16 protein-coding genes are annotated in these 14,611 nt (G+C 32.8%); 6 read left to right on the top strand and 10 right to left on the bottom strand.

The window, feature by feature from the left end:
* Positions 1-518: 518 nt before the first annotated feature.
* The 7 genes from Q0845_RS05440 to Q0845_RS05470 all read right to left on the bottom strand — a co-directional run bounded on the left by Q0845_RS05440 (position 519) and on the right by Q0845_RS05470 (position 8,020).
* Positions 519-1,169, bottom strand: coding sequence for a response regulator transcription factor (locus tag Q0845_RS05440; RefSeq protein WP_298510313.1), 651 nt, complete (start codon positions 1,167-1,169; stop codon positions 519-521).
* Between the two features lie 12 nt (positions 1,170-1,181).
* Positions 1,182-3,032 carry an ATP-binding protein gene (locus Q0845_RS05445; protein WP_298510315.1) on the bottom strand — a complete coding sequence of 617 codons (1,851 nt, stop codon included), beginning with the start codon at positions 3,030-3,032 and terminating at the stop codon, positions 1,182-1,184.
* A 179-nt stretch (positions 3,033-3,211) separates the two neighbouring features.
* Entirely contained in the window at positions 3,212-3,760 is a 549-nt protein-coding gene (locus Q0845_RS05450; protein ID WP_298510318.1) for a hypothetical protein, read from the bottom strand.
* Between the two features lie 137 nt (positions 3,761-3,897).
* Positions 3,898-4,515, bottom strand: a complete 618-nt coding sequence (locus tag Q0845_RS05455) for a hypothetical protein (protein ID WP_298510321.1) — start codon at positions 4,513-4,515, stop codon at positions 3,898-3,900.
* Between the two features lie 21 nt (positions 4,516-4,536).
* Complete coding sequence (locus Q0845_RS05460) at positions 4,537-6,621, bottom strand: MORN motif precursor (RefSeq protein ID WP_298510325.1); 2,085 nt, start codon at positions 6,619-6,621, stop codon at positions 4,537-4,539.
* Between the two features lie 25 nt (positions 6,622-6,646).
* Positions 6,647-7,342, bottom strand: a complete 696-nt coding sequence (locus Q0845_RS05465) for a hypothetical protein (protein ID WP_298510328.1) — start codon at positions 7,340-7,342, stop codon at positions 6,647-6,649.
* Between the two features lie 87 nt (positions 7,343-7,429).
* On the bottom strand, positions 7,430-8,020 hold the full coding sequence (locus Q0845_RS05470) for a hypothetical protein (protein ID WP_298510330.1): 591 nt from the start codon (positions 8,018-8,020) through the stop codon (positions 7,430-7,432).
* Positions 8,021-8,191: 171 nt separating this feature from the next.
* Between Q0845_RS05470 and Q0845_RS05475 the strand changes: the two genes are divergently transcribed.
* Genes Q0845_RS05475 through Q0845_RS05485 form a run of 3 tightly spaced genes read left to right on the top strand, consistent with a single transcriptional unit; the run spans position 8,192 to position 9,323 of the window.
* Positions 8,192-8,380 (top strand): hypothetical protein, encoded by a 189-nt coding sequence (locus tag Q0845_RS05475; protein ID WP_298510332.1) that lies wholly within the window; start codon positions 8,192-8,194, stop codon positions 8,378-8,380.
* Between the two features lie 11 nt (positions 8,381-8,391).
* Positions 8,392-8,748, top strand: a complete 357-nt coding sequence (locus Q0845_RS05480) for a hypothetical protein (protein WP_298510335.1) — start codon at positions 8,392-8,394, stop codon at positions 8,746-8,748.
* A 17-nt stretch (positions 8,749-8,765) separates the two neighbouring features.
* Complete coding sequence (locus tag Q0845_RS05485) at positions 8,766-9,323, top strand: hypothetical protein (protein WP_298510337.1); 558 nt, start codon at positions 8,766-8,768, stop codon at positions 9,321-9,323.
* A gap of 19 nt (positions 9,324-9,342) precedes the next feature.
* Here Q0845_RS05485 and Q0845_RS05490 read toward each other — a convergent pair whose 3' ends face one another.
* The 3 genes from Q0845_RS05490 to Q0845_RS05500 all read right to left on the bottom strand — a co-directional run bounded on the left by Q0845_RS05490 (position 9,343) and on the right by Q0845_RS05500 (position 11,572).
* Positions 9,343-10,047, bottom strand: a complete 705-nt coding sequence (locus Q0845_RS05490; protein ID WP_298510340.1) for a YafY family protein — start codon at positions 10,045-10,047, stop codon at positions 9,343-9,345.
* Positions 10,048-10,181: 134 nt separating this feature from the next.
* Positions 10,182-10,553 (bottom strand): VOC family protein, encoded by a 372-nt coding sequence (locus Q0845_RS05495; protein ID WP_298510343.1) that lies wholly within the window; start codon positions 10,551-10,553, stop codon positions 10,182-10,184.
* Between the two features lie 74 nt (positions 10,554-10,627).
* Positions 10,628-11,572 (bottom strand): methyltransferase domain-containing protein, encoded by a 945-nt coding sequence (locus Q0845_RS05500; protein WP_298510345.1) that lies wholly within the window; start codon positions 11,570-11,572, stop codon positions 10,628-10,630.
* A 286-nt stretch (positions 11,573-11,858) separates the two neighbouring features.
* Between Q0845_RS05500 and Q0845_RS05505 the strand changes: the two genes are divergently transcribed.
* The 3 genes from Q0845_RS05505 (at position 11,859) to Q0845_RS05515 (ending at position 14,602) form a co-directional block, all read left to right on the top strand.
* Positions 11,859-12,248, top strand: a complete 390-nt coding sequence (locus Q0845_RS05505) for a DUF4345 domain-containing protein (protein ID WP_298510348.1) — start codon at positions 11,859-11,861, stop codon at positions 12,246-12,248.
* Between the two features lie 100 nt (positions 12,249-12,348).
* The gene (locus Q0845_RS05510) at positions 12,349-13,596 is read left to right on the top strand and encodes an FAD-dependent oxidoreductase (protein WP_298510350.1); all 1,248 of its coding nucleotides are present in this window, start codon (positions 12,349-12,351) and stop codon (positions 13,594-13,596) included.
* A 124-nt stretch (positions 13,597-13,720) separates the two neighbouring features.
* Complete coding sequence (locus Q0845_RS05515; RefSeq protein WP_298510353.1) at positions 13,721-14,602, top strand: DUF6268 family outer membrane beta-barrel protein; 882 nt, start codon at positions 13,721-13,723, stop codon at positions 14,600-14,602.
* The last annotated feature ends 9 nt before the right edge of the window (positions 14,603-14,611 follow it).

A 14,611-nucleotide genomic window follows, 5' to 3' on the forward strand; every position in this document is an offset into this window, starting at 1 on the left:
GGAATAATTGGCACGAATCGTTTTGGTTTCAAAAGAAAGTAGGTTGTTTTTTTATAGATTGTACTTCGGAAGTATCTCAATTCTAATTAAAGTTTTACCACGAATTCACGAATTGTTTTTGTGTTGTTTCCTTTGAATGATTGGTACGAATCGTTTCGATTTCAAAAGAAAGTAGGTTGTTTTTTTAAAAGATTGTACTTCGAAGGTATCTCAATTTTAATTAAAGTTTCACCACGAATTCACGAATTGTTTTTGTGTTGCTTCCTTTGAATGATTGGTACAAATCGTTTCGATTTCAAAAGAAAGTAGGTTGTTTTTTTTAAGATTGTACTTTGAAGGTATGTCTATTCTAATTAAAGTTTTACCACGAATTCACGAATTGTTTTTGTGTTGTTTCCTTTGAATAATTGGCACGAATCGTTTCGATTTCAAAAGAAAGTAGGTTGTTTTTTTATAGATTGTACTTCGAAGGTATCTCAATACCCAATACTAATATCTCAGTTCTAATAACTAAAAATTCAAATCAACTTCTGAGATCTCGCTTTTTGAACAGCTTCCATTTTGTTGTGGACTTTTAGTTTTCGGTATATGTTTTCTATATGTTTGCGAATGGTTCCTGAAGAAATGAATAGGTTTTCTGCGATTTCGTTATAGTTTAAACCTTTGCTTAGTTGTAATAAAACATCGGTTTCTCGTTTGGTGAGTTTTACTTTTTCGATTTCTGAATCTGTTGTGATTTGAAGTGGGTTTCGCAGTAAATTCAGTGCTTTTAAAGCAATACTTGGTGACATGGGCGCACCATCGTTCACAACTTCCAGAATTGATTTATGAATGTTTTCTGCATTGATTTCTTTCAACAAATAACCATCAGCACCTGCCTGAATCGCTTTAAATATGTTTTCTTCATCATCAAAAACTGTCAACATAATGATTTTGATTTGCGGATGTTTTTCCTTGATGATTTCTGTTGCTTTGATTCCGTCCATTTCAGGCATTTGAATGTCCATCAGAATGACATCAATATTATGGTTTGCTTCTAATTTTCCAACCATTTCTGCACCATTAGCCGCTTTAAATTTAAACACAAAATCGTCAAAGAAAGATAGTTTTTCAATCACAGCTTTCGCTAAAAAATGGTTGTCTTCGGCAATGGCTATTTTGAGTTTCATGGGTTTTGGGTTTTAAAGAATACTGTTTATCGATTTAAAATTATCAAATTTCACCACAATTTCAGTTCCTTTTGATGACGCTGAATTGATCGTAATATCTGCATTGATTTCATCCATACGTTTTTGCATATTAGACAATCCGTTGCCTAATTGCACAGTTTCTTTTTTAAATCCGATGCCGTTATCTTTTATTCTAAATATGATTTGATTGTTTTCTTCTTTAAAATCAACCGTTACCAAATTCGCATTCGCATATTTTAATGAATTATTGATCGCTTCTTGGATGACACGAAATAAATGCATTCCTTGAATTGCTGTGAATTGCATGGAAGTATTGACTTCATTATTGAATTTAAATTTAACTTCCTGCTTGGCTATTTTGGCTTTTTCAATAAACGCTAGTGTTCTGCTTTGCAAGTCCGTCAATGAGATTTCATCTTTGTTCATTGCCCAAATAGTGTCTCGCAATTGATCTATCGTTGCTGATGTGAATTCACTGATATAACTGAGTTTGTCTTTGAATTTAGCAGATGTTTCTTTGGAGGCATATTGTAAGTTGTCAATCGACGAAATGATGAATGACAATTGTGCACCAATATTATCGTGCAAATCGCGCGAAATCCGCAAGCGTTGTTCCTGCAATTTGTTTTGCGTTTCTATTTCTTTTAGTGCAACTTTTAGCTTGTTTTCTTTGACTAATTGTCGGTTTTTCAACTTCTGTTGATTGTAAAAAAGATAACCTAAAACTAATATTAATAACGCCAATCCTAAAGCACCATAAATTTGATATTTGCGTTCTTGCAGCAATAATCCTTGTTCAGCGATATCAGCACGTTGTTCTAAGATTTGACGTTCTTTTTCGGCGGTTTTGTATTTGGTTTCCATTTCCGAAATTCCATCCGCAAAACGTTTGTTGTAATTCTTAATGGTTAATGAATAAATAGAATCTCCCAATTTGCTAGCAGCTTCATAGTCTTCTTTTAACATTAACAAGCGTTTTTTTTCTACATAACCGTATAACAATCCTGGATTATCCGTGACCTTTTTGTAGGTTTCAATAGCAGTATCATACATTTTTTGTGCAACTGCATACTGTTTTTGGTCTGCTAATAGCTTTCCTTTTTTTATTAATGCGAAACCTTCTTGCGCAGCATTTTGAGCTTTTTCTGCAAAATAAATCGCGCTATCTAATAATTTCAATGTTTTTTGACGGTTCTTGAGCTGATTGTAACTTTCTGCCAATAAACTGTAATTGGACGCTAGTTTTGTATATTTTTTGTTTTTACGATTGATTGATATTGCGTTGTTTAACCTTTCAATTGCATCTAAAAACAAAGCTTTGTCTTTTTGCTGCATGCCCAATTCTATATTGACCGCCGCAACATTTGCTAAGGCACTTGTGGCTAAATCTTCATCGACATATTGTTTATTTTCCAAGACTTCTAACATGGTACTTTTCGTGTCTTCGCGTCGATTTACATAGTAATAACAGATCCCAATTTTATAGCGTCCGCGGTAATAATTTTTATAGTCTTTTTGAAGTTTGAAGAATTCCGTTGCTTGTAATAAGACTTTCATTGCTTGATCTGATTCTGTATTTCGTATGAGTGCCGAACCGCGAATGAGATCTGCTCTGTAATGATAGGATGAGTCTTGTATTATGGGAAGTAATTTGTCTAGTTTTTTCAAATAGACTTGCATGGAATCAAATTCTCGTTTTTGATTAAAGGCTTCTCCCTGTTGTTCATAGGTTTCAAACAATACGATTGCTTCTTCTTTTGTAGATACTGAGTTTGCAGTATTCGTTTGGGCAACAAGCAATGCTGTTACAAATAAGAAGAATATAAATATGCGTAATTTCATCTTTATAAAGATAGAAAATGTTTTGGTGCTTTTGTTTTGTGTGATGATTCACTAAACAATATTCTTACTTTTTTACGGTATTTCCTATACGAAGAGTTGCGTATATTTTTGGATTTGAAAGCTGTTATGTGAAATGCAGAATCAGGTTCAGCATGACGAGAAAACGAATTATACTCTTTTTACAGAATTCGAATTCTAAAGGATTGATCTACATAAATAATCGCCCAACTTACGATCAGTACAATGATGAATGTTGCTAGTTGAAACTTCCAATTGAGTTTGTATTTTTTACTCACAATATATACCAATGAAAATAAAAAGATGCTGATTATGAGTGATAATGTATGTGTTCCTATTCCCAAATATTGACCAACACGTGCTTCATCATTTGGATTTAAAAAGTTCATAAAACCTGCAAAAAGACGCATGTAAAACGCCGTGAATAGAAATAGGTATGCGTATTTATTCCAGCCCTTAGATTTTAGTAGTACAAAAACAATCACACCTTGCAAAATGGTAATTATGGGTCCTGAAATAGAAATAATTGCTTTGTGTCCTTCGTTAGAGATAGCTCCGTTTACAGGTCCTACACTGTTGAGTCGCATGAAGGCTTCATATCCTAATAATTCACTTGTAATCCAATGTGTAAATTCGTGAATACACCAAGTTATCAATACAGCTAGTATTCCAATGAAAGTATATTTCAGCGTTATTTTTTGATTTTTCATGCAATGAATTTCTAGGATTTGCGATGTAAATTAACAAAAATCCTGTGATTCTTACTTATAAAATCTATGTTTCCTAAAAAGAAAGAGATCACTTAAAAAAAGTATTTTAAGCAATCTCTTTACCACGACTAACTGGGTTATTTTAGGTATTTAAAACTGTTCCAAACAGTTGAAATCGTTAGTTTGTCTTTGAAGTCTTCATACGTTTTTACTTGATCTTCTCGTGCTGCCATGAGCATGATGATGTTTGTGTCTCCATACGGATTTGGCTTTGCAACTACATTAAAGAAATATCTGCCTACAAATTCTTTACTGATGCCTTCTTTCATTGTTCCGATAGCACGTAATGTCATGTATTCTTTTCCATCAAATTCTTGTACTCCAATATTTTTTTCTTCTATTTTGTAGCCGCCACTTTTAAGCATTTGCAAGATTTGATCCATAAAAGAGCCACCATCTTTTTTGAGTGACATGTTTCCTTCCATTTTAATGTATCCAAAAGAGCACATTTCTCTAGTAACACTATCTTCTCCAACTTCCTGAATCATTCCATACGAATATGTTTTTTTGCCTTCAACAGGTTTGTCAAATTTTAGATTTTTAGGAATGTCTACTATAAAATGCACTTCTGGCTTGTCAATTTTTTTAGCAAATTCTGGGGTCACTTCATACGTTTCTACTTCAATCTTCTCTTTGCATTGAACGAAACAGATGTGCACACAAAGAAGCATTATAATACTTGTAATTTTCTTCATTTAAATGTTTTATTTATCGTTTTAATATTCTTTAATTTTTGCTCCTTTATTATTAAATACACCGTGAACTATGTTTCCTGTTTTCTTGTATTTCATTCTTCCTAAGCCATCAATTCTATCATTGACAAATACACCTCTATATATAGAGCCATCTATGTACATATAAATTCCAAAGCCATTGCGTTTTCCATCTGCAGTGTACACTCCTGTATATTCACTTGAGTTGCTCCAAATATAATTCCCTACAGAATAGCGTTGACTATTTTTGAAGAATCCTAAATAAGTATCGCCATTGTTATACGTATATTTTCCAAAACCATTGCTGCAGTTTCCTTTACAGTTTCCAGCCGTTTTTCCAGCTATATAATCGGTTGCTTGTTTTTCGACAAGTTTTCCGTTTTCAAATCGACCAGCCGAAGTCACCTTCAAACCTTTGTCTAAAGTATATCCCAATCCGTGTTGTTTGCCATCTTTCCAATATCCTATATATGAATTTCCGTTTGCCCATCTGTAATACCCGAATCCGTCACGTCGATTATTTTTGTATTTGCCGTGATAGTATGCATCATTCGGATATGATATATACGCTACACCATCAATAGCACCATTTTTAAAGGTTGCTTTGGTAATGATTTCACCAACTTTTATTTTCCCCCAACCTTCGTTACAATCGCCTTCAAGACATTCTAACTTATTCGTTGTTTTTGTTGTTTCTGAAGTTTTTTGAGCATTGTCTAATTCGCCATTATATCTTTTCCCAAAAAGCACTTCTCCATCTTGCGCCATTCTAAATCCTGTGAGCACATAGCTAGGTTTTTCATTAATAAAAATGACAGGATCACCATTGGTTAAATACTCAAATCGCGCTTTTTTATAATCAATATGTTTTCCTTTATCTAGGATGAAGAAATTGTCTTTTTTCAATTCACGCGTATATAAAATAGAAGCTGTGTCTGCTGAAAACAGTTCCATTTGTTTTACTTTCTGCTCTTTGATGTTTTTGTAGTTTCGGATGATGTATGTTCTTCCAAGGGTTTTGTCAATTCGATAATCGATCATGTGTGCGCCAAGAAAAGCAAAGTCACGCGATTTTACTTTATTAAAACCATATACATAGTTGATAAATTTTCCATCACTTACATAATTGATATACGGTTTTCCTTTAGAAAGTACCGTTGTCACTGGAATTCTAGTATCTATGGTATGATTTTCAGGCACAATGTTTGGAACTGCATAATAGGTATGTGTTAAGCCATCATAAATGACTTTTTCATTTGGTTTTACACCTTTACTAATGGTAATATCTGTACTTCGTGTTCCATTTACATATATAGTTGTCGCTTTTTTAGCTGTTGTACTCTCGTTTACTTTGTAATACCCTAATTCAAGTTTTATAGGCTTGTTTGCATCACTAAAATAACGGTTGAATGTTCTGTAGTGTTTTGGATTTGGTACACCCGCAGTATAAAAATCAATTTTATTTTGCTTGGCATCTGTTTTAACCACATACGTATAGGTTCCTGAAGAAAGCTGCTCTTTTACCAAAAATCCATTGATATAGTATGATTTCGTCATAAATCCGTTTTTTCCATTGGTATACATATATTCCATATCTACAATGAGAGAATCTCCTTTTTTGCTATATGTAAACAAACGTTTTTGACTCAGTTTTCCTTTCTTTTTAATGATCGTACTGCTCAAACGATCTTTGTTGTCGTATGTATACGTTTTTTCATCTCCATACGAGCTTTTTTCATGTACGAGCAAGTCTTTTGGACTGAATTTGTAGGTAGTAATTCCGCCGCTTTTATATTTGAATTTTATGATGTTTCCTCGCGAATCATATTCAAAAGTATCATCATAGTTGTTGCCCGTAATTCTCCCATTAGCATTATAATAATAGCGTGTTCCATAATTGAATATTAAATTTCCTTTTTGGTCAAAAATCTTTCCTGAAGAAGAATAGATATCGCCACGTAAAAAGAAATGCTCTTTTTTATGTTTGAAACCTATAGGATTTCGTGGTGCATTGACCATGTCTATTTTTTGCGCCTTTGTCAGTTGACACATCAAACAAAAAAGCAGCATCAGTACTATATTTTTCATTTACAATTATTTATTTGATTCGTTTTTAAAATTCTTTAAGTGTATTCATCATCTCATCACACATATGTATTTTTACAGGCAAGCCACTAAATACTTTTTTTGTCAATTCCATTTTTAAGCGTGTCAAATAGCTTAGAACAGCTTCGTTTTCCAGTTTGTTTTTAGCAATGATTAGTTTAAAAATGTAGGTCATACTTTCTCTATCGAGTTCAACAGTTTTCTCTACGTTATCACTTGAAAACCCATATTCAATCAAAAAGTCTTTTAACTTTTCAACATCTTCAATCATTACCTTATCTGTATAGCGAATTTCAGTTCTTTTCGCCATCATGGTTTTGAATGCATCTTCTAGTTTATACACTCGTAACGTGTTGAATTGGCTATCACAAAGGTGTAAATCGATCGGCAAATCCATATAGCCTGAAAGTTCTTTTGGAAAGATATTAAAGATGTTTTCCAATGATTTGTCTTCTAAAAATTGTTCTTTAATGACCATTTTAAATAGATACATATCACCATCTTTGACAAACTGAACAGATTTCACTTCGCCATTAGTAAATTCTGCATCCATCAAACTTTTTCCAAGTTTATCTGCTTGAGCTTCTGTAACGCCATCTTTATAATATATTTCTGTACCATCAAAGATTTTCTTTTCTCCATAATTGGTACAAGAAGAAAGAAGCGTTAGTATAAAAAGTAGTATTCCTGTTTTTTTTATCATGTCCTTAGTTTTGATCATTCTGATATGTCAAAATTCTCTTTTTTAAACAGTTTGTACAATACGACATATTGCGTATTTTCTACAGATTTAGTTTTGCTTACACTTTGCCATGTATCGTCTTTGATTGCCTGTGTATCCTAGCTCTATAGCTTTTTTCCAGTTGGCACATGCGTTTTTAAGATCACGCTTCATGTCGTAAATATTTCCTTTGTTGGAATAGGCTTTTCCATACGACGGATTGAAAATAATTGCCTTTTCAAAGTAGCTCATGGCCATATCTATATTTCCTTTTTTCGCATTACAAACGCCCATACTATTGTACACTTCGGGTTGATTTACTTCTATAGCAATTGATTGTTGATAATCTACCAATGCATCTTCTATAAAACCCATCGCATCATGCGCGCCACCACGAAAAAAGAATGCTTTTGCATGTTTTAGATCTAGTTCAATTACTTTGGAATAGTTTGCAATAGCAGCTTTGTAATTTTGATAATCTGCACTCGCATTTTTCTTGTTGATTAATGCTGTATGAAATCCTGCTTTATAGAAATAAGCATCTATGGAAGTACTGTCTAAAGCTATTGCTTGTTCACATAATGCAATGCCTTCCGTAAACTTTAGTTGCTCTTTTTTTACCAAAGCACTATCGAGTAAGGTTTTAGTAGTTTGTGCCATTGCGAATGATGTGATACAAAGGCTCAACAGTAGATATATGTATTTCATGAGTGATAAATTTAGAGTTTAAAATTCCGCATTTACACTGCATCAAACAATACGACAAATTGCGTATTTACAGTATTGTTAAAAAAATATGTACCTTGAACTCGTATCATAAAAACAACACCTATGAATACGCAATCAATGCCATGTCCAAATTGTAAAAAAGGAAAAATCCATTATACTCTTGAAACATTATTAGCTGGACAAACATTTAAATGTGATTCTTGTGATATAAGCATATCTCTAGGGACAAATGGTGAGGAACTTACCAAAGGAAGTTTGGATGCTTTGGAAAAATTAAAACATAAAAAATAAATATCTATAGTTTGGAATTATTTTATATTATAATTAGTGGTTTTGCAGTAATTGCTTTGTTTGACGCAATTGGCTCAATATTATCTAGACAGTTAAATTTTAATTATGCTTTTTTAACACTCGGTTCTATTGTAATTTATGCTTTCATTGCAATATATGCAGCAAAATCTGGAGGAACTATTACAGGAATTATCATCAGTTTTTTAATGGGGATTTTTGATTCAACTGTAGGACTGAAAATTTCTGAAAAACTAAAAGCGAATATTCAAAATACTGGCGTTAACTTTGCTATTGATGTTAAAACCGTTTTGGGTGTAAGCATTTTTGCTGCCATTATTGGTGCTATTGCCATTAGTATTTTTCTTTAAAAAACAATGTATCACTTATGAAAACAACAATTACATACCTATTTATTTTTTCTAGTTTATTGCTGGTTTTGAGTTGTTCTGACAAAAAGAAAACACAAGAAACAACTGAGCAAAAAGCAACTACTATAGAAACATCGAAAGAAGTAAGAGAAGCGAGTGATGTGAAAGACACAAAAGAAACGAAAAATACTACTGATACTTCAACTGAGGAAATAAAAATACGTCCGTACCATTATATTTGCTACACCAATGACGACAAACCTTCTTTACAATTATCAATTGCGTTCAATGAAGAAGGAAATGCTTTATTTGTAAGGTATAAAGGACAACAAAGTAGTATTCCATTAGTAAACGTAAAAGAAAATTTTGAAAATGATGGTGCGTATCCAACAATTACTCAGTTTTACAACGAAATGTACAATGGGAAGAAAAATGGGGTTTATGAATTGACTCATTCTGGAAATTGGGACTACGCAAAATACATACGCGAAAAAGATGGAAAAGTATTCAAATTCACTATAAATCACGAATTGACAGTCACGGGAAATGGATACAGAGCCACACCATGTTGGTAGTTATAAATAAGACTATTTTTTAATCTTTATACGAATGACTAGAATATGGATGTGAAGAAAAGTAGTCGCTAATATTGAATTTTCGATCTTCAAATTTCTCTTCCGATATTTTAAAATTTTGAATTCGATCAATTCTAAAAGAACGCATTTCATTACGCAAATGACACCAGGCAATTAAAATCCACTTATTGTCAGTAGAATACATTGCACAAGGTTCAATTTTTCGATGGGAAACTTGATAATCATTTGCCTTCTTATAATTGATTTCCATGATATTGAAATTAGTAATTGCCAACTGAATTTCCGAAAGTGCATCACTAGAAGTATCTTCCAATTTCCAATTAAATACATGAATTTTATCGCTCAATAATTCACTTTTTTCTTGTATCGATGTTTTAAAAACCGATTTAATTTTAATCAGTGCTTCTTTAAAATCATTTACAAACGAAACATCTTTGGATTGATTGATGATATGTTCAGCCGTAATAAGCGCATTGGCTTGTTTTTCGGTAAACTGCACCGGCGCAATCGTATACGTATCAATCAAACTATAACCTCTACCTTCTACGGTATATACAGGCACGCCAGCTTCTTCTAGCTTTCGAATATCTCTGTAAATTGTACGTACACTCACATCGTATTTTTCTGCGAGTTCTGTTGCTGTTAACAATCGTTTTGATCGTAACAATGTTAGTATTGATATCAATCTTGCAAGTTGTGTCATGATCTATTTTTCAATCATTATAAAAAATTCAATTTCGAACAAGCCAAACTTGATTCAGTATCTCTTTAAACATGCATCACCACTTTATGAGATGCTGAATCAAGTTCAGAATGACGTTAAAATAGTCTTTTTTGTTAACTCATAGAATGTAACGCTACTCTATTTCCTTCGGTGTCTAGAAATTGTGCGATAAATCCATTTTCTTGAATGTCCGTTTTTGGCATCACAATTTTTCCGCCTGCTGCTTCTACTCTGGCCAATGAAATACTTAAATCGGCTCCACCATTTAAATACACTGTTGAACCATCTTGTGAAGGATTTGAACCTTCCATTTGCATGATAGCGCCTCCAACATTATGATTTTCCATATCGTATGGAAAAATTCCATATTTCATATTGTCCATATGATGGTCTTTAATTTCTTCTCCCAAAACTTCAGAGTAGAATTTTTTGGCTCTTTCATAATCTGTTACTGGAATTTCAAACCAATTTACTGCGTTTTTCATGTTGTTGTATTTTTTTAAGAATTAATAATACTGCAAATGTATCCGCGTCTTTGACAGATGATGTCAGAGGTATTTTATTTTTTAAAAATTAAAGTTCCTCGTTGATATTTACATACATATTCCACGTTTGAAAGCTGTTTGTATTTTTTAATAATATCTTCATGAATTGCTGCTGCTGGCAATGGATGATGCGCTCTGTAATTTTCGCCTATAAAATCAATAACCGTCAATTCGTTTGCTTCACACAATTCTAAATAATACAGGTACGACAAGCGATTGGTATAAGCGATATCGTTGCCTGCCCAAAAATTCCAAGTTGCATCTGAATACTTTAAAAAGTTAAATTCTGAAATATTTTTGTCTTGAAAAAAACCTGGATTCGCAAAGTGATCTATAAAATTGATCGTATGCACAGCGCGACCATCTTCGGTTAACCAAACTTTCATTTTTGCAAACAAGTCTTGTAAAAATGCAGGTGGAATGTGTTCAAAAACAACTTGTGAACAGATATAATCAAATGAATTCTGTGTGCTTTCTATAGCGTCTAAGGTATATCTTGGAATGTAGATAATATTGCAAAACGCAACTACCTTTTCAAGTGTTTTAAAAGATTGTATCTGTGTCAATTTCTCTTTGATTTCTGATAGACTAAACTTTCCATGTTTTACAATGGTTTGAAGCAATGCATCATCGTTTAGATATTGGATTTGTTTTTGAAAGGTTTTCATTGAAACATCTTTGGAAATATCGACTGTTACAACGGTTTCAAAACCTAGCAGATACAAAATTACAGGTGCAATCAACGAATATCCTGTACCAATTTCTAAAGCAGACTTTTTAGTTTCTGTAGCTAACTGAATGTTTGAAGCTTCAAACTTTCGAATGCATTCGTAATATTGATACAAACACACATTTTTATGGTAGTCTTTTATAAGCGTAGCCGGAATATGATTGAGCTGATCACCAATCTTTGTGAAATGCAATATTTTTTGCAAACTCGCTTTAATTTTCCAGTGCATACGTTTTCATTTAGTAAAATCCTTCTTAACTTTTCTATGTATGAAAAGAGAATTGGCATCCATACTTCAATATTAAAAATTTTAAAGCAGACGATATCAATAGAATCGTGATAAATACATTTTTGAAACGTGATTTTCTATGAATTCAGATAAATTATTCAATTTTTTCTAATAAATTTTAACATATTTTTAACTTTTTGATTAACTTGTACTAAGCCATTAACTCGTTCACTATACAAACCTATTTTGAACGCTAACCGAAACCAGTTAAAACCCATTTCTTATTTTGAAAGAAATTCATAAAAACCTACATCTTACCTTATCTTCCATTGCTATTTTGGTTGTCGGTGTTACTTACGGACTCTATCCGAGCACTTTTTTACCACTATTCTTTGATTTTAGTGTTGAAACTACTGATTTAAATCATGTTTTTAGAGCCATGATGGGCTGTTATTTTGCACTTGGTTTTTATTGGGGCTACAGTGTTCTTTTCCAAAAACATTGGCGTAGTGCTACCTATTCTGTTGTCTTTTTTATGGGCGGATTGGCGTCTGGACGCTTGTTAAGTATGCTTATTGATGGAATTCCTTCTACAGCATTTACAGTCGGTACTTTTTTAGAAATCCTATTTGTTATTTGGGGCTGTTATAATTTAAAAGTCTACGAAAAAGAATAATTATCTTTCTATTTTTCACAACATATATTTAGTTTGTTAGCTATATGAATGTACTTGTTTTGTTGTATTTTTACGCTGATTGTTTAGCATAAAAATTACAATGAAAAAAGAAGCGCACAAAATTTATATTGTTGGAGCAGGAATTAGCGGATTAATCGCTGCACAAGTTTTAGAAAATCACGGATTTCATCCAGAAATTATTGAAGCTACCGATCGTGTTGGTGGACGCGTAAAGACTGATATTGTAAATAATTATCAATTAGATCACGGATTTCAAGTATTGCTGACTTCCTATCCTGCTGCTACAAAATATTTAGACTATGATGCGCTCGATTTACAGCAGTTTTTGCCTGGTGCTACTGTTTTTACAAAAGGAAAACAAAAAACGATTGGCGATCCATTGCGAAAGTTTTCTTTATTATTCCCAACACTTTTTTCAGGAATTGGGAATTTTTCAGATAAACTTAAAGTGCTAAAGCTAAATTCAAGTTTGAAGAAGAAATCGTTGGACGAAATCTTTGCGCAGCCAGAAACTACAACACTTGCACATTTGCAAAAACTAGGTTTCTCAGATAATATGATTGCAAAATTTTTCAAACCCTTTTTTAGCGGAATCTTTTTAGAATCAAACCTAGAAACATCCAATAGAATGTTTGAGTTTGTATATAAAATGTTTGGCGATGGTTTTGCTGCTTTGCCAAAATCAGGAATTGAAGCCATTCCTAAGCAATTACAATCCAAATTAAAACACACAAAATTTCATTTCAACACAAAAGTACAAACGGTAGAAGATGGAAGAATCACTTTAGAAAACGGAACGGTTTTAGAAAGTTATTTTACCATTGTAGCCACGGAAGCTAGCCAATTGATTTCAAATTTGAAGTCGCAAGAAACCGCTTGGAAATCTTGCGAAACTCTATATTTTGAAACTCCTAAACGTACCATTTCGAAACCGCTCATCGGATTGGCAGCCGATAATACATTGTTTGTAAACAATATCTTTTTTCATCATAGTTTGCCTGTAACTTCTAAAGGAAACAAAGAATTGTTATCCGTTACCGTGGTAAAAAATCATAATGTATCTAACGAATTTTTGATTAAAAAAGTTCAAGAAGAATTGCAGCAATATTGTGGCATCACGGATTGTACATTTTTAAAACAATACACCATTCCGAAAGCGTTGCCAAATTTACAACAGCTTCAATATAGCGTATTGCCTTCAGAAACACGTTTAACCACACACACTTTTCTGGCAGGAGATGTACAACTAAATGGTTCATTAAACGCGGCAATGTTGGCAGGAGAAGCTTCGGCTTTAGGAGTTATTGAAGCATTGGGAAACATATAGCCACAATTTGCAAAAATTGAAATAACAATGCTGCTCTATAAAATTTCTCAACTCTTTTGTCGTTATTAGCTTAATTATATTGAATCGTTTATCTTTCAACGCCCAAAAAGCGTAATTTTAGTACATGTCAAATCTTACCCGAATTGTTATCGTAATAGTATTCTGTTGTTCTTCAGCTGTATATGCACAATTGGGCGATTTAGCACGTATCGATTACACATACATTCCAAATGCAAAATCAGATGTAGAGTATGAACGTTTTCGTGCGTTGTTCAACTATCCTATCAAATTAAAAAATGATGATACTTATTTATTTTTAGGATTAGATTACAGCAAAATTCATTTAAAATCTGAGGTTCAATTTCCTTTTCCTACCAGAGATTTAAACGATTTTCAATTGCTCGATTTGAGTATTGGATATACAACTCCATTACGCAACAATTGGCGATTAGGCATCCGATTTCAACCTGGAGTAAGCACCAATTTGGTAGCTGATGCGCTTAGTGTAAAAGATATTGTTCTTTCGGGAACTGTCGTATTTATTAAAAAGGGAAAAATGTATAACGGGAAAGCTCAGAAATTAATTTTAGGTGTTTCTTATGCTGGAAATTCAGGATTTAACTTTCCACTACCTTTTATTAGTTATTTTAAGAAGTTTCACCCAAAATGGTCGTTCAATTTGGGAATTCCCAAAACAAATCTGCAGCATTATTTTTCCCAAAAACACCGACTCAAAGCGTATGCGCAATTGGATGGTTTTACTTCCAATTTGCAACGAGAAGTTCCTGTGATTAATGGAGAAGCAGCTAGAAGCATCAATATGTCGCTCATTTTATCTGGATTGCAATATGAGTATTACTTCACCAAACAATTGCAATTGTATGTACGTGCCGCTTATATTTTTTCGTTGGATAATGAACTTCGAAATGAAAATCGAGAAACAATTTTTTCTTTAGATAATGAAGCAAAAATCTATTTGAGAACTGGAATTAAGTTTAAGATTTAAGAAGTTTTA

It is taken from the genome of uncultured Kordia sp., from assembly GCF_947489565.1.
GTDB lineage: Bacteria > Bacteroidota > Bacteroidia > Flavobacteriales > Flavobacteriaceae > Kordia.

What these genes read in the sequence shown, in the direction of transcription:
- Q0845_RS05440 (WP_298510313.1), bottom strand. Translation starts at nt 1,169, where the DNA reads ATGAAACTCAAAATAGCCATTGCCGAAGACAACCATTTTTTAGCGAAA.
- Q0845_RS05445 (WP_298510315.1), bottom strand. Translation starts at nt 3,032, where the DNA reads ATGAAATTACGCATATTTATATTCTTCTTATTTGTAACAGCATTGCTT.
- Q0845_RS05450 (WP_298510318.1), bottom strand. Translation starts at nt 3,760, where the DNA reads ATGAAAAATCAAAAAATAACGCTGAAATATACTTTCATTGGAATACTA.
- Q0845_RS05455 (WP_298510321.1), bottom strand. Translation starts at nt 4,515, where the DNA reads ATGAAGAAAATTACAAGTATTATAATGCTTCTTTGTGTGCACATCTGT.
- Q0845_RS05460 (WP_298510325.1), bottom strand. Translation starts at nt 6,621, where the DNA reads ATGAAAAATATAGTACTGATGCTGCTTTTTTGTTTGATGTGTCAACTG.
- Q0845_RS05465 (WP_298510328.1), bottom strand. Translation starts at nt 7,342, where the DNA reads ATGATAAAAAAAACAGGAATACTACTTTTTATACTAACGCTTCTTTCT.
- Q0845_RS05470 (WP_298510330.1), bottom strand. Translation starts at nt 8,020, where the DNA reads ATGGCACAAACTACTAAAACCTTACTCGATAGTGCTTTGGTAAAAAAA.
- Q0845_RS05475 (WP_298510332.1), top strand. Translation starts at nt 8,192, where the DNA reads ATGAATACGCAATCAATGCCATGTCCAAATTGTAAAAAAGGAAAAATC.
- Q0845_RS05485 (WP_298510337.1), top strand. Translation starts at nt 8,766, where the DNA reads ATGAAAACAACAATTACATACCTATTTATTTTTTCTAGTTTATTGCTG.
- Q0845_RS05490 (WP_298510340.1), bottom strand. Translation starts at nt 10,047, where the DNA reads ATGACACAACTTGCAAGATTGATATCAATACTAACATTGTTACGATCA.
- Q0845_RS05495 (WP_298510343.1), bottom strand. Translation starts at nt 10,553, where the DNA reads ATGAAAAACGCAGTAAATTGGTTTGAAATTCCAGTAACAGATTATGAA.
- Q0845_RS05500 (WP_298510345.1), bottom strand. Translation starts at nt 11,572, where the DNA reads ATGCACTGGAAAATTAAAGCGAGTTTGCAAAAAATATTGCATTTCACA.
- Q0845_RS05510 (WP_298510350.1), top strand. Translation starts at nt 12,349, where the DNA reads ATGAAAAAAGAAGCGCACAAAATTTATATTGTTGGAGCAGGAATTAGC.
- Q0845_RS05515 (WP_298510353.1), top strand. Translation starts at nt 13,721, where the DNA reads ATGTCAAATCTTACCCGAATTGTTATCGTAATAGTATTCTGTTGTTCT.